We start from the raw sequence: 19,704 nt of genomic DNA, 5'->3' as shown, positions 1-19,704 counted from the left end.
AAATGTTACTAGGCATGCCGCACCTAGCGGTGAATATCGAAATCGAACCAGCTTCCCTCTTGCCCCTCAGGGGTCTCGAGAATCACCTGTGCTCGCCACGGCATGACCGTTTCCGTGCAAGGACGGAGTTCGCCCACGCCCCGGAAGTGGCCATCACCGACTTCTTCCAACGCGACCCGAGTAAGGCCCATATTCATGTCACGTCCGACGAACTCCACGACCGCGGACTCCACGTCGATCCCGGATGTCTGCACATCCAGCGTCAACGGCTCGTACGAGGCGAAGTCGCCATGTATCTCGAAACGCAACGTCCCGCTCAAGCCGATATCGGTACGGCACGCCCCGTCGCGCAGATCGCAATGCATGCGCGGGGGGTACCAGGTGACGTTCTCGCGCGAATCACGCAGGTAATAATCGGCGAGATAACCAGCCGCTACCAGCACCGTCACCAGCGTCACTAGCGTGAGTAGATTGAGCAGCGGAGATCTTACCGGGTCTTCATCATGATGTTGCATATCGTTAGGTTGAATCCCATCACCCAGGGGCATCGCGCTAAGCTTACCAGTTCGTGTCCCGGCGAGCTTGGCTGCAGTCAGCGTCCGGTGTCCATGAAGTTACGCAAGCGGAGGCACAATGAGCGGTGTTACTGGGGCCCTGGGCCCTCTGTTTTTACTGATTCTACTCGGCGCCCTGCTGGGTTGGCGGCGTTTTCCCGGAGGCGATTTCTGGCCCGCGATGGAACGGCTGATCTACTTTCTGCTATTCCCCGCAATGCTGGTCTCGACGCTGGCCACGGCGGATGTCGCGCAGGTGCCGGTTCTCCGTCTGGCCGTGGTATTGATGGGCACCATGGCGCTGTTCGCGCTGGGACTCTGGTGCGCACGTCATCGCCTGGCGCTGGCGCCACCGGCGTTCACCTCGGTGCTGCAAGGCACGCTGCGCTTCAATACCTACGTAGGTGTCGCCGGCGCCGCCGCGCTGCACGGCCAGGCCGGAGCGACGGTGGCGGCGGTCGCCGTGGCATTGATGGTCCCGCTGGCCAACATTCTCTGCGTGAGCGGTTTCATTGCCGCAGGCACGCTGGGATCTTCCAGTCTGGGGCGCAGCCTGGCCGCGCTGCTGCGTAACCCCCTGATCCTGGCCTGTGTACTCGGTATCGCCCTCAATGTTACCGGCATCGGTCTGCCGGGCTGGCTGGGCAGCGCCGTCGAACTCACCGGCCGTGCCGCACTCCCGCTAGGATTGATTGCCGTAGGCGTGGCCCTGCGACCCAATGCCCTTGCCGGCAGCGGGCACGCGTTCTGGTACTCGGCCACGCTCAAGCTCGGCGCCACTCCCGTGGTCGTGCTAGCCCTGGCCTGGCTGACCGGGCTCGACCCAGTGAGCCGCGACATCGCACTGCTGTTCGCCGCCCTGCCCACCGCCACCTCGGCCTATATCCTTGCCCGCCAGCTCGGTGGCGACGCCGAGCTGATGGCGGCGCTTATTACCGGCCAGACGCTACTGGCCATGGTGACGCTGCCGGCGTGGATGGCACTGGCAGGCTAAGCCTCCTGACACATACTAAGTGAAAAATATTCTCGTTACGCTTGACGACTCAAATGAGAATGGTTTACCTTAACAACCGTGGCGCTGCCAAGCGCCACTGACCTAAGCAGCGAATGTCAGGTTCCTGCCCATGGTTATCTCCTCATCAAGCTAGTCACGGTCTTTAAGCCGCCCACCCGGGCGGCTTTTTTTACGCGCATCCGGTCCGGCGCCAAGGAAGGCGGCACTTTGTCAGCATCTTGTCAGCCGTGTCGTGATTCAGATCCGCCAGAATCGAAAAAACCGCCAAGCAGCGGTTTTCGTGGGAATCCGCGTTCTGTAAGAGCGGTGCTGCAGCGTGCACTATCTGTCCTCACGGGCATAGATCAGATCCCAGACCCCATGGCCGAGCTTTTCGCCACGGCTCTCGAACTTTGTCAGCGGGCGAAATTCCGGTCGCGGTACGTAGGGCGAGCTCTCGGCCAATGCCGTATTGCGATAGCCCGGCGCCGCCTCCATGATCTCGACCATATGCTCGGCATAGGCCTCCCAATCGGTTGCCATGTGCAGATAGCCACCAGGCGCCAGACGCGTGCGCACCTGTTCGACGAAGGCCGGCTGCACGATCCGCCGCTTGTGGTGCTTTTTCTTCGGCCAAGGATCGGGGAAGAACAGCTGCAGCCCCGCCAGGCTCGACTCGGGCAAGCACTTGTCGAGCACTTCCAGGGCGTCTTCACGGTACACACGCAGGTTGGTCAGACCGCGCTTATCCGCCTCGTCGAGCAACTTGCCGACCCCCGGCGCATGCACCTCGATGCCGATGAAGTCGGTCTCGGGATGCGCGCTCGCCTGTTCGACCAGCGACTGGCCCATGCCAAAGCCGATCTCGACGACGCAGGGCGCCTGTCGACCGAAGAGCGTCTCCAGCGACTGACGGCCATCGGCAACGCTCAGCCCCAGGCGCGGCCAGACCTCCTCAAGCCCCCGCGACTGGGCAACGGTCATGCGCCCGGCGCGCAGCACGTAGCTCTTGATGCCGCGCGGTGGGCGTGTGGATGATGCCGAGGACGTCTCAGAGACGTTCTCGGAGGAAGACGATGGTGAATCACTCATGGCAAGTCTGCGTTATCGATCACATGGCGAAAGCGGCCACGTGGGCCGCATGAAAATTCAGGCATTGATGCGCCCGGCGAAGGGCGAGGATGGGCTCGCGGAGGCGCGGCGTGGCATGCGCTCAGCCAGATACGCTTCACGTCCGGCCTCAACCGCTAGCTTCATGGCATGCGCCATGCGCGTCGGTTGCTGGGCCTGAGCGATGGCCGAGTTGACCAACACACCGGCACAGCCCATTTCCATGGCCAGGGCGGCATCCGAGGGCGTGCCGATACCGGCATCGACCAGAATCGGCACCTCGGCATTGTCGAGGATGATCTCGAGCGTTGCCGGATTGAGCAGGCCGTGCCCCGAGCCGATCAACGACCCCAGCGGCATCACCGCACAACAGCCGATGCGCTCCAACTCCTTGGCGACGATAGGATCATCGCTGGTGTACACCATGACATCGAAACCGTCGTTGACCAGCGTTTCGGCGGCCTTGAGGGTCTCGACCACATTGGGGTAGAGCGTGCCATCGTCGCCCAGCACCTCAAGCTTGACCAGGTTATGACCATCGAGCAGTTCGCGTGCCAGCTTGCAGGTCCGCACCGCCTCCTTGGCGGTATAGCAACCCGCCGTGTTGGGCAGGATCGTGTAACGACTCGTCGGCAAGGCGTCGAGCAGATTGGGCTCATCGGGATTCTGGCCCAGATTGGTACGGCGCACCGCCACGGTGACGAGTTCAGTGCCACTTGCCTCGACGGCGGCGGCGGTCTCATCGAAGTCACGGTACTTGCCGGTACCCACCAGCAAGCGTGACGAGAAGACGCGACCGGCGACGGTCAATGGGATGTCCTGGCGCTGATCAGCGGGCATGACGAACCTCCTGGCGTAAAGGGAGCCGCCGATACGCCTGGGCCACTAAGCTAAGCGGCCCCGCGCGTCGGCGAGCGAGTAACATCAGCCGCCGCCGATGGCATGCACGATTTCCACACGATCGCCCGGGGACAGGCGGATCTCGGCATGCTGGCTGCGCGGCACGATTTCCTCGTTGACTTCGACGGCGATGCGGCGCCCGGTCAATGCGAGTTGCTCGATCAACTCACTGATCGTCAGCTGGGACGCGAGCTCGCGCTGATCGCCGTTGAGCTGAATGTGCATGACGGCCTCTCACGTTAGGTGGGGAGAGACCATCATTATAACGCCAAATGCCGTGTTCAAGAATCCTTGGGCGGCCATACGTCGTCATCGACTTGTTCGGGTCGCTTGAGCACCTTGGGATCGAAGCGCGGCTCGCGCACGCCCTCGCGCCGCTGGCGCTCGTAATCCTTGAGCACGCGCATGGCGATCGGCGCCAGAATCAGGATCGCGATCAGGTTGGTGGTCGCCATCAGGCCCATGGAAAGATCGGCGAAGTCCCATACGAAGGTCAGTTGTGACACCGAGCCGATCATCACCATGGCCAGCACGGCCAGGCGCAACGCTTGTACTGCGCCCTTGGCATGGCGTTTGAACATGTACTCGATATTGACCGTGGCGAACGAGAAGTTGGCAATGATCGAGGTAAAGGCGAACAGTAGAATGGCAACGGCGATGAAGATCTCGCCGAAGCCGCCGAAGTGATCCGCCATGGCGTCCTGAGTGAGCTGGATACCCACGATGTCCTGTCCCGGCGAATTGGCCATCAACTTCTCATAGACGCCGGAAAGCAGGATCACCACCGCCGTGCAGCTGCAGATCACCAGGGTATCGACGAACACGCCGAACGACTGTACCAGCCCCTGCGCAGCGGGGTGCTTGACGTTGGCCTGGGCCGCTGCGTTGGGCGCCGAGCCCATGCCCGCCTCGTTGGAAAACAGGCCACGCTTGATGCCATTCTCCATCGCCGTCTTGATGGCATAACCGGCCGCGCCGCCCACTGCTGGGCCATAGCCGAAGGCGCTCTTGACGATCAGCGCCAGCATCTCCGGCACCGCGGTGATATTGAGCGCCAGCACCACCAGCGCCACCAGCAAGTAGGCGACGGCCATCACGGGCACGATCTTTTCCGCCGTGCGCGCGATGGACTTGAGCCCGCCGTAGATGACCACGGCCACGACACCGACCAGAATCAACCCGGTGACCCAGTTGGGCATGCCGAAGGCCTGGTTCATGCCTTGGGCGATGGTGTTGGCCTGGGCACCGTTGAAGGCCAGGCCATAGGCCACCAGCAAAAAGAAAGCGAACAGCAGACTCATCCAGCGCCAACCCAACGTGCGTTCGATATAGTAGGCGGGACCGCCGCGATACACACCGTCTTCATGACGCTTCTTATAAGTCTGCGCCAGAGTCGACTCGACGAACGAGGTGGCGAACCCGACCAGCGCGGTGACCCACATCCAGAAGATCGCGCCCGGACCACCGACCCACAAGGCGATGGCCACGCCGGCCAGGTTGCCAGTCCCCACGCGCGCCGCCAGCGACGTGGCAAACGCCTGAAAGCCGCTGACGCCTTCGCCGGCGCCCCGGCTGTTGAAGGTCACGCGTGCCATATGCCCGAACAGGCGAAACTGCATGCCGCGTGTCAGCACGGTGAACAACACCCCCGCGCCCAACAAGAGATAAACGAGAATATACGACCAGATGAAATCGCTGACAGGTGTCATCACCGCATAGATGGCGTCATGCAGCGGTGCGACGAGACTGGCGAGAGAGTCCATGGATTAATGCTCCATTATGATTCTTGAGATCGGCAAGGCCGCGACGATACGCCATCCCGAGATGCTTGTCATGGCGTATGCGACGCCATAGTGTAAGCGCCAGCGCGGCGATATCGAGCCCCGGGGGATAACATTTCGGCGCTCGCTCACCGTTTCAGCATAGTCAGTGACACAGGATGAGACATGACCCACCGTGGTGGATGGATACTCGTCGCCCTCAGCGGCTTCGTGGTCGTGGTGGCGGGCGCGTTCGGCGCCCACGGCCTGCAGGGCCACAGTGCACCACGCCTGCTAGAGGCCTTCGATACGGGCGTGCGCTATCAGGCATGGCATACCCTGGCCGCCATGGCGGTACTCATCTGGCGGGCGCAGCACCCTCTGAGGGGCCAGACAGCCGTACTCTGGCTATGGGGGCTGGGAATGGCGGCGTTTTCCGGCTCGCTGTACCTTCTGGCCCTGACCGGCGCCCATTGGCTAGGGCCTATCACGCCACTCGGTGGACTATCGTTGATGGCCGGCTGGCTAACATTGGCGATATGCGCCTGGCGTCAGCGGTCCGCTAATTGAGCTATCACTTCCTCACTCAATCGTCATCGTTTTCGTCGGGCAACGCGTAGGTCGCAGTGACGGTGGCCACCGGATCCTCGTCATCGGCAGAAAACAAGTGCACCTCGCCGACCACCAGACGCTCGCCCAGCTTGACGACGTGTGCATTGGCGATGAGATCGCGGTCGCCGCGGGCACGACGCAGGAAGTGGCAGTTGAAGTCCGTGGTCACCGCCATCGGCTCAGGCCCGACCTGGGCCAGGATCGCCACATACAAGCAGACATCCGCCAGCCCCATCAGGGCAGGCCCCGAGACACAACCACCGGGACGCAAGTGTTCATCCTCGATGGCCAGGCTCATGGTCGCACGCATCTCACCCACGCCTTCGATGGTGCCTTGTCGCTGTGGAAAGACCTCGTCGAGGAACTCCTCGATCGCGGCGGCGGTCATCACGGTCATCCGGGCTCTCCCCTGCGGCTATACGGCGAACACAACGCTGTCGTCAAGATAGCGCAAGCCACCGCAGGGCAAAAGCCGCGAGCTGGAAGCCAAGACAAACGGTTTTCGGTTGTGACCTTTCTTCCAGCTTCCAGGCGCGAAGCGCCGCTCTTCAAACTTCCCTCTTTTTACTTCTTCGCCTTGTGCACCGCGCGCCACTGGTGCAGCAGCGGCTCGGTGTAGCCCGCCGGTTGTTCGCGACCCTTGAAGATCAGGTCGGACGCCGCCTGGAAGGCGCTGGACTCGGCCAGGTGCGAGGTCATCGGCGTGTAGTCAGGGTCGTAGGCGTTCTGTTCGTCGACGACCTTGGCCATGCGCTCCAGCGTCTCGCGCACCTGCGCGTCGCTGACGATGCCGTGATACAGCCAGTTGGCGATGTGCTGACTGGAGATACGCAACGTGGCGCGGTCTTCCATCAGACCCACGTCGTGGATGTCCGGCACCTTGGAACAACCCACGCCATGTTCGACCCAACGCACCACATAGCCAAGGATGCCCTGACAGTTGTTATCCAGCTCCTGTTGGATCTCGTCATCGCCCCAACTCGGGTTCTTGTTAGCGCCCGAAGCCGCGCTTTTGACCACCGGCACGCTGAGTAAATCGTCGAGCAGATCGTCGTTCGGTTTGGCTTCCAGTTCGCGCTGAATCGTCGCAACGTCGACCTGGTGATAATGCAGCGCATGCAGTACCGCCGCCGTGGGCGAGGGAACCCAAGCCGTGGTCGCACCCGCCTGGGGATGGCCGATCTTCTGCTCGATCATCGCAGCCATCAGCGCCGGCATCGCCCACATGCCCTTGCCGATCTGCGCCCGACCGCGCAGGCCGCACGCCAAACCGGTCTGCACGTTGTTCTTCTCGTAGGCACCGATCCAGGTGGCGCCCTTCATGTCGCCCTTACGCAGCATGGGGCCGGCTTCCATGGCGGTATGCATCTCGTCGCCGGTGCGATCCAGAAAGCCGGTATTGATGAATGCCACGCGCGAGGCGGCTTCATTGATGCACGCCTTGAGGTTGACCGAGGTACGCCGCTCCTCATCCATGATGCCCATCTTGAGCGTGTCGCGGGGTAGACCCAGCATGTCCTCGATGCGCATGAACAGGCTGTTCGAGAAGGCGACTTCCTTGGGCCCGTGCATCTTCGGCTTAACGATATAAACCGAGCCTGTCCTCGAGTTACTAGCTTCACCTTCGCCTTTCTTGAGATCGTGAATCGCCAGCAGGCTGGTGATCACGCCATCCAGTATGCCCTCGGGGATCTCGTTGCCCTCGCCGTCGAGCACCGCCGGGGTCGTCATCAGGTGGCCGACATTGCGCACGAACAGTAGCGAGCGCCCGGGCAGTCGCACCTGGCCACCCTGCGGCGCCGTGTAATCGCGATCCGGGTTGAGGCGCCGCGTCACGGTCTTGCCACCCTTGTCGAACGACTCGGCGAGATCGCCCTTCATCAGACCCAGCCAGTTGCGATAAAGCAGGGTCTTGTCCTCGGCATCCACTGCGGCCACGGAGTCCTCGCAGTCCATGATCGTACTCACCGCCGCCTCGACCAGGACATCCTTGACGCGCGCCGGATCGGTCTTGCCGATGGGATGCGTCGCGTCGAACTGCACTTCCAGATGCAAGCCGTGGTTGGCCAGCAAGACCGCGGTGGGCGCTTCGGTCTCGCCCTGATAGCCCATCAACTGCGCGGGACGCGCTAGCGTCGTTTCGCGGCCACCCTGCAATTGCACCATCAGCTTGCCGTCGCGGATGCTGTAACCACTCGACTCGGCATGCGAGCCCTCGGCCAGCGGCGCGGCCTGATCGAGCACGCCTCGAGCATAGGCGACGACCGCTTCGCCACGCTTGGGATTGTAGTCCTGCCCCTTCTCGGCGCCATCGGTCTCGGGAATCACATCGGTGCCATAGAGCGCATCGTAAAGGCTGCCCCAACGTGCGTTGGCGGCATTGAGCGCATAACGCGCGTTGCTCACCGGGACCACGAGTTGCGGTCCGGCCTGGATGGCGATTTCGTCGTCGACATGGGCGGTCGTCGCTTGCACCTTCGCCGGCGCCTCGACCAAATAGCCAATGTCTTTCAAGAAGGCGCGATAGGCGTCCATGTCCCGCACCGGTCCAGGATGGGCCTTGTGCCACGCATCCAACTCAGCCTGCAGCCGTTCGCGTTCGGACAGAAGTTCACGGTTGGTGGGCGTGAGGTCATGGACCAAGGCATCGAACCCGGCCCAGAAGGCGTCGGCGTCGACACCCGTACCGGGCAAGGCTTCGTCGTTGATGAAACGGTCGAGCTGGCTGGCCACCTGCAAACGATGGCGTGTCGTACGGTCTGTCATGGGGCTCTCCTCGGGTGTCGTGCCAAATATGGAAAATAATTCCACAAATTAGACGTAAATCCTCGCGCTGTCATCTCCACCATTGGTCTGAGCGCCGTTTCCGGCGTCGAATAACGCGATGCACCTGCCGATACATGCCTGTCAGTATCTGAAAATCGCTGGGCGAAATAGCCACTTCCCGGTAGCCTCGGGGCCGCACGGGCGCTAGCATGGAACGCACTTGGAGAACTGAATGACCGACTTTACCCCCCTGAAACAGCTAGGCCCGCTGACGCCGATGGCACGCCCCGTGTCACCGACCATGAGTGCCTATCTCGAGCACTACCGCTTAGCGTCGCTGTTGACCGAAAACACCGATCTGCATGCCGGCTTCTTCGAGGCCCGGGGGTTTCAATTATGGGCACAGGTATGGAGCCCGCCCGAACCGCAAGGCACGGCGTTCGTCGTGCATGGCTACTTCGATCATCTAGGACTCTACCGCCACCTGCTCAAACTGCTGTTGGCGCGTGGCTGGCGCGTGGTGATGTGGGACCTTCCGGGGCATGGGCTCTCCAGCGGCGCGCGCGCTTCCATCGACGACTTCGACGACTATGTCGGCTGCCTGAGCGCGCTGACCGAGGAGGTCACGCGTCTCGGCCTGTCCGATGGCCCCTGGATCGGCATCGGCCAAAGCACCGGCGCGTCGATTCTCGCCACCGACGCCCTGGCCCACGGCCATCAGACACGCTGGGACGGCCTCGCGCTGCTGGCACCGCTGGTGCGTCCCTGGGGCTGGCAGCAATCCAGCTGGCTGCACCGTGTGGTTAGCCCCTTCGTGCGCTCGGTGCCGCGCCGGTTTCGCCCCAACACTACCGATCTCGGCTTCGCCGATTTCCTGCGCCGCGGCGACCCCTTGCAGCCCGACCGCTTAGCCTTGACCTGGGTCAGCGCCATGCGCGACTGGATTCCTCTGCTGCTCTCCATGCCGCCCAGCGAATTGCCGGTGCTGATCCTCCAGGGCGAACAAGACTTCACCGTAGACTGGCAATGGAACCTGGAAACGCTGAAGGACAAATTTCCCAAGGCCGATGTCCATCGTCATCCCGAGGCACGCCATCATCTGGTCAACGAGGCCAAGCCGATTCGTACCCCTCTATTCCATGAGCTGGAGGGGTTCCTGGCGAGTTACGAGCGCCGGCTCGAGCCGCACGACGCACTACCCAGCGCCACCCCTTGCCCGCAGGAAACACCATGAAGCCTGCCCGCGCCTTGGGCATCATCCTACTATGTCTGCTGTTGGCGGGATGCGCCGGACTTGGCGGCGTATCGCCCGGCGACATGCGTCAGGCAGTCTATGGCATGAGCAACCAGGCCGCCGAGGCATTGCTCGAATCGCCGCCCTGGTCGGGTGACACGCAGGATATCGTGGTGATGCTGGCACCGCCGACGGTATCACCTGCGCTGGGCATCGCGCCGGGGCGGCTCACGGAAACCCTGGGCCGCGCCCTACTGGCACAGGCCAAGGGCCCCCAGGTCCTCGATTGGACGCCGGGCATGCTGGCCGACGAGGCGCCGGACAATCACTGGGTGCTCGAGAGCAAACTCCAAGGCAACGGAGTGCTGCGACTATCCGACCGGGAGTTGCGTCCCTATCAGTGGGAAATCACGCTACGCCGCCCCGGCCAGGACGCCCCCAGCTGGCGCGCTACGCTCTCCGGGGCGCTGGACGCCAGTGCGCTATAAACCCAGGCGTGTCACGTTGTGCCCAGCGCGTCTCGGTCGCACAATGAGCCTTTTGCGTTTCAGGAGTCTCGCATGTCGCGTCACGCTCGACACCTCGATCGTTCCGGCCCGCACAATCCGTTCCCCGGTCTCAAGGCGCTGGAACGCAAATTAGGCCGCGAGGTACCGCATCGCCTGGGCTCCAATGAAGGGCTGGACATGCCCCATCAGGCGCTCAAGGCGCGTTTCGGCGATGAGCTCGCCACGCTTGCCCGCGCCTACGGCGATGCCGAGGCCATGGACGTGCGCCAACGCCTGAACACCCAGCTTGGCACGCCGCTGGAGGCGCTGGTCATCGACGCCGGTGCCGACAGCCTGATGGCGCTCGCCCTGCGCACGCTGTGCGACCCCGGCAGCACGGTGATCGCCAGCGCGGGCACTTATTCCACGTTCAGTTACTTTGCCGAAGGCCAGGGGTGCCATCTTGTCGAGGTCGACTATCGCGACGCCCCCGGTGTGCTGGCGCCGGACCTCGACGCCCTGGCCGCCCGCGCAGTGCGCGATAACGCCCGCGTGGTGTATCTGGCCAATCCCGACAATCCCAGCGGCCACCTGCACCGCGACGCCGATGTATTGGCACTGCGCGACGCCCTGCCAGAGGACTGCACACTGCTGCTCGACGAGGCCTATCACGACTTCCGCGATGATGCCGATGCTCCCGCTGCAGGCGAGGTCTGGTCCGGCGTGGTGCGCCTACGCACTTTCTCCAAGGCGCATGGCCTGGCAGGACTGCGGATCGGCTACGCTATCGCCGAACCGGGACTGGTCGAGGTGATGCACAAGGTGCGCATCCATTACGCGGTGTCGTCGCTGGCGCTGGCCGCCGCCGACACCGTGCTCGATCATCCTCAGGAGACCGCGCAGCACGTACGCGACGTGATCGCCCGCCGCGAAGCCCTGGCCGAGCACCTGCGCACGCTAGGTGCCGACATACCCCCCAGCGCCACCAACTTCATCGCCGTGCGTCTGCCGGAGGCGGAACTCACCGCCCGCGTCCATCGCGAACTGCTCGACGCCGGTACGCTCGTACATCGCCCCGCGCATCCCGCGCTAGGCCACGTGCTGCGTATCAGCACGCTCGAGGACGCTCTTGAGCCTGGCCGACTGGCCGCGCTGGAACGCGCACTCGAGGCACAGCACTGAGCATGGCACGCACTGCTTGGCTTGCCTCACTATGGCACTGGCTCATCGCCGGCGTGCTGGCACTGCTGATCGTCGCCAGCAGCGGCTGGGCGGTGCTGGCGCTGTGGTATCGCCTTCCCGGCCCTACCGTGCTGCGTTACGGCGTGGCGGGACTGTGGATCGTTGTCGCGCTGGCGTGCTGCGTGGGGCTTTTCCTCAAGGGCTGGCCGGCGCGCGCCCTGCTCGGCTACCTGGCCATGTACCTCGTGCTCGGCGTCTGGTGGTGGACGATCCAACCCGCTACCGAGCGCGATTGGGCACCGGATGTCGCGCATATCGTCAGCGGCACGCAGAAAGACGACAACCGCGTCACGCTAGATAACGTGCGCAACTTCCACTGGCGCACGCCGCAGAATTTCGATGAGCGTTGGGAAAACCGCCACTACGACCTGGATCAGCTGCGTTCGGTCGATCTGCTGGTGTCCTACTGGATGGGGCCGGCCATCGCCCATACGCTGGTCAGCTTCGGCTTCGAGGACGGGCGCTACCTGACGTTTTCGGTGGAAATCCGCAAGGAGCGCGGCGAAGCCTTTTCCACCCTGGGCGGCTTCTTCAAGGAATACGAAGTCAGCATCATCGCCGCCGACGAGCGCGACATCGTGCGTGTGCGTACCAATGTGCGCGGCGAAGACGTCTATCTGTATCGCGTGCAGATGCCCAAGCCGGTCATGCAAGACCTGTTTCGCGCCTACCTCGACGAGGCCCATGAACTGCAACGCGATCCGCGCTACTACAACACGCTGACCTCCAACTGCACCACGCTGGTCTACGCCATGATGAAACGCATCGTTCCCCGCCTGCCCTTCGACTACCGCCTGCTGCTATCCGGCTACCTGCCCGAATACGTGCACGACGTCGGCGCGTTGGCCCCCGGCGCTCCCTTCTCCGCACTCAAGGCCCAAGGCCACATCAACGCCCGCGCCCGACAAGCAGGCAACGCCGACGACTTCTCCGCGCGCATACGCGACGGCATCCCCGGTGCCGACGCTCCCTCCTACGACGCGGACGACTAAACGCCTCCATTGCCGCCGATCAGTCAGTCCAACTGACGATAGCCGGTATCTGAATCCTTCCCTGCCTCCACTGTTTCTCTCTACGGCACTTCAGTATTCGTTACAATAGGTTTCGCTCATATGTATGGCATCGCGAGGGGGTAATGGGGAAACCAAAAGCTGGGGTTCAGTGGAGGCCGCATAAGATGGCGGGAGAGGTCTTCGATCTCAACCACCTGCATCCATATGAAACAGAGTATGTGGTACCTCCCAAAGGGAGCAATCCTGAACACCGCTTCAAGGTCAGCGTGAGTTTTGGCCTTCATTGCTTTACTAAGACGCCAGACGACGTAGCAGCAGTACCTGATGATGGCTGGTATGCAGATAACCGCGAACGACGAGCTTTCTGCCAGGAGCGGTGGAAGCTTTCGAAGATGCTGCCAGGGATTATCGAGACCTTAGGCGATCGAAGATGCCTCCACACAGGCCGAGAAGAGTTCGTCACTATTGAGGTAGTCGTGGATGGGCGCCAGTTCGACTATGCGGTGTTCTTCCTGATCACGAAAGGAGGGAAATCGGGGGCTGATCTCAATTTGTTCATCGTCAGCGCCCATGAGCGTTATAACGCCCTCAAGTACAAAAAGCCGATTCGTTTCCATGTGATTCTGATGAACCGCTACCAGGGAAAACCGATCAAGGTGCCTCGGTAGGCACATGAAAACGCCCCGCATAGGCGGGGCGTTTTCTTAATCCGGAGCCTCTTGAATATTCCACTCTTGGGTGCGAACCACCTTCGTGGTGGGCGGGCGCTTACACCGGTCTGCGCTTCCTTTGGCATTAAGGATGGCTCATACCGAGGATTCCGTCAATATGGAGCTGGCATTGGAGCCATAAGACGCCAGCCCTTAAACGCCCCCATTGCCGCCGATCAGCCGGTCCAGCTGGCGATAGCCGATGGCTTCCATCAGTTGGGGCTGTCGGGGGCGGGGCTCCTCGGCGAGGTCGGCGAGGGTCAGGGCGACGCGCAGCACGCGATGGTAGGCGCGGGCGGAGAGGTTGAGGCGGTTGAGCACGTCGGCCAGCCAGGTGCGCTCCTGGCCATCCAGTGCGCAGAGATTCTCCAGCGTACGGCTGGGTAAATAAGCGTTGAGCGCGCCGCGCTGGGCCTGGCGTTGGCGGGCGGCGAGCACACGCTGGCGGACGACCTCGGAGCTTTCGCCGCTGCGTTGCTCGGTGAGTTGCGCGGCGGGTAACGCGGGAACTTCCACCTGCAGATCGATACGGTCGAGCAACGGGCCCGAGATACGTGCCTGGTAACGTTGAACCTGGGCCGGTGTGCACACACAAGCTTTGCGCGGATCACCGAGATGCCCGCACGGGCACGGGTTCATGGCCGCGACGAGCTGAAAGCGAGCGGGAAAGCAACTCTGCATCAACGCCCGCGAGACGACGATCTGCCCCGATTCCAGCGGTTCACGTAACACCTCCAGCACACGCCGGTCGAACTCCGGCAATTCATCCAGAAACAGCACCCCGTGATGCGCCAGGGAAATCTCTCCCGGACGCGGCTTGCCGCCACCGCCTACCAACGCTACACCGCTGGCGGTGTGATGCGGCGTACGAAACGGGCGCTGCCCCCAGCGTTCTAGGATCGGCAGGCCGCATACCGAGCGCACGGCGGCCACTTCCAGCGCTTCATCTTCTTGGAGGGGTGGCAAAATCCCGGGTAATCGACTGGCGAGCATGGTCTTGCCGGTACCCGGTGGGCCAGCGAACAAAAGATTGTGGCCACCGCTGGCGGCGACTTCCAACGCCCGCCGGGCCTGCTGCTGGCCACGCACTTCGGCGAGGTCAGGCTCGGCCAAGCGCGGTGCAGGTCGCTCACCAAGTTGGTGCGGTGCAATTTTCTCCTGCTTGAGCAAGTGCGCGACGACCTGCGGCAGATCAGCGGCAGGGAGGACGTCCAGATCACCGGCCAACGCCGCTTCATCGGCGTTGCTTTCGGGCAAAAGCAGAGCACGCCCGGCACGACGCGCTTCCAGGGCCGCCGGCAAGACCCCGCGCACGGGACGCAACTTGCCATCCAGTGCCAGCTCGCCCAGACATTCCAACCCTGCCACAGCCTCGACGGGAATCTGCCCCGAGGCCACCAGAATGCCCAACGCAATGGGTAGATCGAAGCGCCCTCCCTCCTTGGGAAGATCCGCCGGGGCGAGATTGAGCGTGATACGCCGCGTAGGAAAGTCGAAACCGGCGTTGATCAGGGCGCTACGCACCCGCTCGCGGCTTTCTTTGACCGCCGCCTCCGGCAGGCCGACGATCGCCAATCCCGGGAGGCCGTTGGTGAGATGTACTTCGACCAGCACATCCGGCGCTTCCAGCCCCAAGCCGGCACGCGTATTGATGATGGCAAGCGCCATGCAGCCTCCTCCCGATAATATCAAAATATGCGTATACACTAATTGATTGGCTACAGTAACGCACGTGATGCGGAAGGTAGGGGACCGCCTCGACGGGCCGAGACGGCGTCAGTTAGCAGGCGACGATCAGTTCTTGTGCGAGGTATCAGACGTGCGCGTCTCGTCGGCGTCGTCCTTGGCGTCGTGTTCGGTCGTCGGCTCGGCACCTTCGGCGGCGGCCACCGGGGCGCTCTGGCCCACGTCCAGCGCCGCTTCCAATGCCGCGACCTGCGCCTCGAGCGATTCGACACGCGAACGCGTACGCTGCAGCACTTCCATCAGAATGTCGAAGTCTTCACGCGAGACCAGCTCCATGCGATCGAAGGCGCCGCGCATCACGCCTTGAACGCTGCGCTGGATATCTTCCGGCGCATGCGAGGCGTCCTGGAGCCGGTCGCCGACTTGCTGTGCGAGACGTGAGAAGAGGTCTTGTGTCGCCATGAGAGTTCCCTCGGATTGAACGTTTCCTTCCTCGCCACAGCATACGCAAGGCCGGTGAAGTACGCATGCCCTATGTTGGTGCAGACTCGTCAGCACTGCGCACCAAAACCTTGCGACGAGCGGCCCATGTTTGGGCACTACCCTCGGCGAAGTTTCCACATCTTTCCGTAAACAGCTGTTTTTAATGGCACACAGCCAATATGGCATGGCTTCTGCGTACGTCCCGAGAGGCGAAAGCCGACAACGGGAGAACTGGCATGAAGCTCATTACCGCCATCATCAAACCTTTCAAGCTGGACGATGTCCGCGAGGCGCTGGCCGACAACGGCGTCCAGGGGATCACCGCCACAGAAGTGAAAGGTTTTGGACGCCAAAAGGGTCACACGGAACTCTATCGCGGCGCTGAATACGTCGTGGACTTCCTCCCCAAGGTAAAAATAGAAATCGCCGTGGAGGAAGACCGATTGGAAGGTGTGCTGGAGGCGATCAGCAATGCCGCGAACAGCGGCAAGATCGGCGACGGCAAACTATTCGTCACGCCGCTCGAAGACGTCATTCGTATTCGTACAGGTGAACGCGGCGCCGACGCCGTTTAAGGCCAGGGCTGAAGGGAGACACAATAAATGACTGAAGATATTACGCAGCTATCGTACGCGCTCGACACTTTCTACTTTCTGGTCTGCGCCGTGCTGGTCATGTGGATGGCCGCCGGCTTCGCCATGCTCGAAGCAGGCCTGGTCCGCGCCAAGAATACGGCGGAAATCCTGACCAAGAACGTAATGTTGTTCGCCATCTCTTGCACCATGTATCTGCTGTTCAGCTATCACTTGATGTATTCCAGTGGCGCTGGCGGGTTCCTGCCAAGTCTGGGCTTCCTGCTTGGCGGTGAAAACAGCGTCGGCCAAGTGATGAGCAGCAACGGCGATATCTATTATTCCAATCGTGCCGATTTCTTCTTCCAGGTGGTGTTCGTGGCGACTGCCATGTCCATCGTCTCCGGGGCCGTGGCGGAACGCATGAAACTCTGGGCATTTCTGGCCTTCGCGGTGGTGATGACCGCGATTATCTACCCGACGTCCGGTTACTGGACCTGGGGCGGCGGCTGGCTCGCCGAGCTGGGCTATTCCGACTACGCTGGCTCGGGCATCGTCCATATGGCGGGGGCGGCCGCGGCCTTGGCCGGGGTGCTGGTACTCGGCCCACGTAAGGGCAAGTACGGCAAGAACGGCGCGATCTACGCCATTCCTGGCGCCAACCTGCCGCTGGCAACGCTGGGGACCTTCATTCTGTGGATGGGCTGGTTCGGCTTCAACGGTGGCTCCGAGCTGATGGTCTCAAACATCGATTCCGCCAATAACATGGCGCAGGTGCTGGTCAACACCAATGCCGCCGCCGCAGGCGGGGTGATCGCCGCGTTGATTCTCGCCAAGATCTGGTTCCGCAAGGCAGACCTGACCATGGCGCTCAACGGTGCTATCGCTGGCCTGGTGGCAATCACCGCCGATCCGCTGTCACCCACGGGTCTGGGTGCCATGCTCATCGGTGCCGTCGGCGGGCTGCTGGTGGTTGTTTCCATCGTGACTCTAGACAAGCTCAAGATCGACGATCCGGTGGGGGCTATCTCCGCGCACGGTGTGGCCGGCTTGTGGGGTGTCCTGGTGGTGCCCCTCACCAATAGCAGCGCCTCTTTCAGTGCACAGATCATCGGCGCCCTCGCCATCTTCCTGTGGTGCTTCATCGCCAGCCTGATCGTATGGTTGATCATCAAGGCCGTGATGGGTATCCGAGTCAGCGAAGAAGAAGAATACGAAGGGGTCGACTTGGCCGAATGTGGCCTGGAAGCCTACCCCGAGTTTTCCTCCAGCAAGACGTAAACCTTGCTGGAGTACCGAGTGAGCTGGCGTGCTCCCCTGGCCCCCTTCGGGGGCCTTTTTTAATCCCGCGACCAGCGGTGTATGCTTGCAAGCATGATCGTTGGGCATAATCGAGGGTGGTATGCGCCACCCGTATATACGATGCGAGGAGAAAGACGATGAAATTGGTGACCGCCATCATCAAGCCGTTCAAGCTCGACGACGTTCGTGAGTCGTTGTCCGAGATCGGCGTTCAGGGGATTACCGTCACGGAAGTGAAGGGCTTTGGCCGTCAGAAGGGGCATACCGAGCTGTATCGAGGGGCAGAATACGTGGTCGACTTCCTGCCCAAGGTCAAGCTCGAGGTCGCCGTCGACGACGACATGATCGAAAAGGTGATCGACGCCATCACGCAGGTGTCCAACACCGGCAAGATTGGCGACGGCAAGATCTTCGTCTCGCCGCTCGAACAGGTCATCCGTATCCGCACCGGCGAGACCGGCAAGGACGCGGTGTAAGCGCACTCAGCCAGCCGGCTGAAGCAGCCTCTGAACTCGCCATGCCCCTGCTCTCAGGGGCATTGTCGTTTCCAGGCGATTGTGGCGAAGAGGCGCTTACACGGCGTCGAGCATCGCGGGCGTCTGCGTCGCGCCCAGCGCCGAAGCGAGTTCGCTCGCCGTCATGCCTCGGCTGTCGGTGGCATGAGGATCGGCGTCTTGCGCCAGCAGGAAGTCGACGACCTCGGCGTTGTCGAACATGGCGGCGAACATCAATGCTGTCTTGTCGTCGGGAGAGCGGGCGTTGACCGAGGCGCCATGCGAGATCAACAGCTCAGCCATGGCAAAATCGCCCTTGAAGGCCGCGCCAGAGAGCGGATGATGACCGTTGTCGTTGTACATCTCGGGGTCCGCGCCCTGCTCGAGCAGTAGCCGCGTGGCTTCGAGATGGCCATGATAGCTGGCCAGCATCAGCAAACTGTCGCCCTTGTCGTTGCGCATATTGGGCGGCAAGCCCTGGGCCAGCCATCCGCGTAGCTTTTCCGACTCGCCGTTACGTGCGCTGTTGAAGATCTCCGTGGCCAGGCGGATCGTGGCCTCATCCAGCTCGGCGTTGGCGGCGGCGTCATCATCCGACATCGTGTCGTGCTCCTTGTAGCCTCTAGCATCGAGCGTAGCATGTCATTTCACGCGACGTGGAACACGATGCCTGTCCCGACGCTTCGCTCCATGCAATGGGAATGGGCTATGATAATCATCTTGCGCGCCTCGCTGCGTCACCGTTCGCCACCTGAGTCGCTACCATCACGGGGGAGAGATGCGTCTACATTATGCCGGGGCGTCACCCGAGCCCATCGGCTTTCTGCTGTTGCCGCGTTTCTCGATGATGGCGTTCTTCTCCGCCATCGAGCCGCTGCGCATCGCCAACCGCATTGCCGGGGAGCGGCTGTTCACCTGGCGCGTGATCGGCCTGGACGGCGCCTCGGTCACCGCCAGCAATGACATGACGCTGCTCGCCGACGACACTCTCGCCTCGGCGCCAGCCCTGCCCAGCATCGCCATCTGTGCCAGTTTCGAGCCCGAAGAGCGCCTGACTCGCCACTTGCTGCATTGGCTGCAGCAGCGCCACCAAAGCGACTGCGTGCTGGGCGGCATCGACACCGGCAGCCTGATTCTCGCCCGCGCCGGCCTGCTCGAGGGGCAGCGTGTCACCCTGCACTGGGAAAGCCTGCCGGCGTTTCGCGAACGCTTTCCCGAAGTCGACGCCGTCGAGTCGCTGTTCGAAGTCGGCCCGCGCGGTTTCTCCTGCGCCGGCGGCACCGCCGCGATGGACATGACACTGGACCTGATCGCTCGCCGCCATGGCGATGCGCTGGCCGCTGACGTTTCCGAGCAGCTGATTCATGCCCGCATGCGGCCTCGCCACGACCACCAGCGTCATGATCTGACCCAGCGCCTGGGGACCCACAAGCACAGCGTGATCGAGGCCGTCGCCTTGATGGAGCGTCACATTGAGACGCCGCTGACACTCGCCCGGCTCGTCGCACGCATCGGCATCTCGCTGCGCCAACTGCAGCGGCTCTTCGAACAAGAACTCGGCGAGCGGCCACGCGATCACTACCTGCGTCTGCGCTTGCAGCATGCCCGCCAGCTATTGCGGGAAACCGACCGCGACATTCTCAGCATCGGCCTGGCCAGCGGCTTCACCTCCGCCTCCAGTTTCTCGCGAGCCTACAAGCAGCATTTCGGTACCAGCCCGCGCCAGGCACGCCGTCCACTCCCGGACGACGCAACATGACGACTTGCGGCAAGAAGCCGTCGCT

At 62.5% G+C, this 19,704-nt stretch carries 21 protein-coding genes; 11 read left to right on the top strand and 10 right to left on the bottom strand.

Annotated features, from left to right (window positions below; genetic code table 11):
• Positions 1-23: 23 nt before the first annotated feature.
• On the bottom strand, positions 24-515 hold the full coding sequence (locus tag OP496_RS05730) for a hypothetical protein (protein ID WP_280562545.1): 492 nt from the start codon (positions 513-515) through the stop codon (positions 24-26).
• 118 nt (positions 516-633) lie between these two features.
• On the opposite strand from OP496_RS05730, the gene OP496_RS05725 reads away from it, so the two are divergent.
• Positions 634-1,548, top strand: a complete 915-nt coding sequence (locus OP496_RS05725; RefSeq protein WP_280562544.1) for an AEC family transporter — start codon at positions 634-636, stop codon at positions 1,546-1,548.
• 342 nt (positions 1,549-1,890) lie between these two features.
• On the opposite strand, the gene trmB is transcribed toward OP496_RS05725, so the two are convergent.
• The 4 genes from trmB to OP496_RS05705 form a co-directional block, all read right to left on the bottom strand.
• Positions 1,891-2,640 (bottom strand): tRNA (guanosine(46)-N7)-methyltransferase TrmB, encoded by a 750-nt coding sequence (trmB, locus tag OP496_RS05720; RefSeq protein WP_280562543.1) that lies wholly within the window; start codon positions 2,638-2,640, stop codon positions 1,891-1,893.
• A gap of 57 nt (positions 2,641-2,697) precedes the next feature.
• The gene (locus OP496_RS05715) at positions 2,698-3,498 is read right to left on the bottom strand and encodes a thiazole synthase (protein WP_280562542.1); all 801 of its coding nucleotides are present in this window, start codon (positions 3,496-3,498) and stop codon (positions 2,698-2,700) included.
• An 84-nt stretch (positions 3,499-3,582) separates the two neighbouring features.
• Positions 3,583-3,783 carry a sulfur carrier protein ThiS gene (thiS, locus tag OP496_RS05710; RefSeq protein ID WP_280562541.1) on the bottom strand — a complete coding sequence of 67 codons (201 nt, stop codon included), beginning with the start codon at positions 3,781-3,783 and terminating at the stop codon, positions 3,583-3,585.
• Positions 3,784-3,839: 56 nt separating this feature from the next.
• Positions 3,840-5,321, bottom strand: a complete 1,482-nt coding sequence (locus tag OP496_RS05705; protein ID WP_280562540.1) for a sodium:alanine symporter family protein — start codon at positions 5,319-5,321, stop codon at positions 3,840-3,842.
• 183 nt (positions 5,322-5,504) lie between these two features.
• Between OP496_RS05705 and OP496_RS05700 the strand changes: the two genes are divergently transcribed.
• The gene (locus OP496_RS05700; protein ID WP_280562539.1) at positions 5,505-5,888 is read left to right on the top strand and encodes a DUF423 domain-containing protein; all 384 of its coding nucleotides are present in this window, start codon (positions 5,505-5,507) and stop codon (positions 5,886-5,888) included.
• 16 nt (positions 5,889-5,904) lie between these two features.
• On the opposite strand, the gene OP496_RS05695 is transcribed toward OP496_RS05700, so the two are convergent.
• Complete coding sequence (locus OP496_RS05695; protein ID WP_280562538.1) at positions 5,905-6,327, bottom strand: PaaI family thioesterase; 423 nt, start codon at positions 6,325-6,327, stop codon at positions 5,905-5,907.
• 167 nt (positions 6,328-6,494) lie between these two features.
• The gene (locus tag OP496_RS05690) at positions 6,495-8,696 is read right to left on the bottom strand and encodes a malate synthase G (protein WP_280562537.1); all 2,202 of its coding nucleotides are present in this window, start codon (positions 8,694-8,696) and stop codon (positions 6,495-6,497) included.
• Between the two features lie 232 nt (positions 8,697-8,928).
• Between OP496_RS05690 and OP496_RS05685 the strand changes: the two genes are divergently transcribed.
• The 5 genes from OP496_RS05685 to OP496_RS05665 all read left to right on the top strand — a co-directional run bounded on the left by OP496_RS05685 (position 8,929) and on the right by OP496_RS05665 (position 13,341).
• Positions 8,929-9,930, top strand: coding sequence for an alpha/beta hydrolase (locus tag OP496_RS05685; RefSeq protein ID WP_280562536.1), 1,002 nt, complete (start codon positions 8,929-8,931; stop codon positions 9,928-9,930).
• Positions 9,927-10,418, top strand: a complete 492-nt coding sequence (locus tag OP496_RS05680) for a hypothetical protein (RefSeq protein ID WP_280562535.1) — start codon at positions 9,927-9,929, stop codon at positions 10,416-10,418. The genes OP496_RS05685 and OP496_RS05680 overlap by 4 nt, the downstream gene beginning before the upstream one ends.
• 72 nt (positions 10,419-10,490) lie before the next feature.
• Entirely contained in the window at positions 10,491-11,600 is a 1,110-nt protein-coding gene (locus OP496_RS05675) for an aminotransferase class I/II-fold pyridoxal phosphate-dependent enzyme (RefSeq protein ID WP_280562534.1), read from the top strand.
• Positions 11,601-11,602: 2 nt separating this feature from the next.
• A complete protein-coding gene (locus OP496_RS05670; RefSeq protein WP_280562533.1) occupies positions 11,603-12,652 on the top strand; it encodes a DUF4105 domain-containing protein in 1,050 nt (349 codons plus the stop codon).
• A gap of 185 nt (positions 12,653-12,837) precedes the next feature.
• Positions 12,838-13,341, top strand: coding sequence for a hypothetical protein (locus OP496_RS05665; RefSeq protein ID WP_280562532.1), 504 nt, complete (start codon positions 12,838-12,840; stop codon positions 13,339-13,341).
• A gap of 195 nt (positions 13,342-13,536) precedes the next feature.
• Here the strand turns inward: OP496_RS05665 and OP496_RS05660 are convergent, their stop codons facing one another.
• Both OP496_RS05660 and OP496_RS05655 read right to left on the bottom strand, forming a co-directional pair.
• Positions 13,537-15,051: a YifB family Mg chelatase-like AAA ATPase gene (locus OP496_RS05660; protein WP_280562531.1), complete on the bottom strand. Its 1,515-nt coding sequence runs from the start codon at positions 15,049-15,051 to the stop codon at positions 13,537-13,539.
• Positions 15,052-15,177: 126 nt separating this feature from the next.
• The gene (locus tag OP496_RS05655) at positions 15,178-15,531 is read right to left on the bottom strand and encodes an accessory factor UbiK family protein (RefSeq protein WP_280562530.1); all 354 of its coding nucleotides are present in this window, start codon (positions 15,529-15,531) and stop codon (positions 15,178-15,180) included.
• Positions 15,532-15,788: 257 nt separating this feature from the next.
• Between OP496_RS05655 and OP496_RS05650 the strand changes: the two genes are divergently transcribed.
• The 3 genes from OP496_RS05650 (at position 15,789) to glnK (ending at position 17,902) form a co-directional block, all read left to right on the top strand.
• A complete protein-coding gene (locus tag OP496_RS05650; protein ID WP_280562529.1) occupies positions 15,789-16,127 on the top strand; it encodes a P-II family nitrogen regulator in 339 nt (112 codons plus the stop codon).
• A 27-nt stretch (positions 16,128-16,154) separates the two neighbouring features.
• Positions 16,155-17,405 (top strand): ammonium transporter, encoded by a 1,251-nt coding sequence (locus OP496_RS05645; protein ID WP_280562528.1) that lies wholly within the window; start codon positions 16,155-16,157, stop codon positions 17,403-17,405.
• Positions 17,406-17,563: 158 nt separating this feature from the next.
• Complete coding sequence (glnK, locus tag OP496_RS05640; RefSeq protein WP_178999049.1) at positions 17,564-17,902, top strand: P-II family nitrogen regulator; 339 nt, start codon at positions 17,564-17,566, stop codon at positions 17,900-17,902.
• Positions 17,903-17,998: 96 nt separating this feature from the next.
• Here glnK and OP496_RS05635 read toward each other — a convergent pair whose 3' ends face one another.
• Positions 17,999-18,520 (bottom strand): ankyrin repeat domain-containing protein, encoded by a 522-nt coding sequence (locus OP496_RS05635; protein WP_280562527.1) that lies wholly within the window; start codon positions 18,518-18,520, stop codon positions 17,999-18,001.
• 178 nt (positions 18,521-18,698) lie between these two features.
• On the opposite strand from OP496_RS05635, the gene OP496_RS05630 reads away from it, so the two are divergent.
• Positions 18,699-19,679, top strand: a complete 981-nt coding sequence (locus OP496_RS05630; protein WP_280562526.1) for a GlxA family transcriptional regulator — start codon at positions 18,699-18,701, stop codon at positions 19,677-19,679.
• The last annotated feature ends 25 nt before the right edge of the window (positions 19,680-19,704 follow it).

It is taken from the genome of Chromohalobacter sp. 48-RD10, assembly GCF_029889785.1.
In the GTDB taxonomy this organism is placed as follows: Bacteria; Pseudomonadota; Gammaproteobacteria; order Pseudomonadales; family Halomonadaceae; genus Chromohalobacter.
Note: the sequence above shows the minus strand (reverse complement) of the source record. Positions and strands in the feature narration are given on the sequence as shown.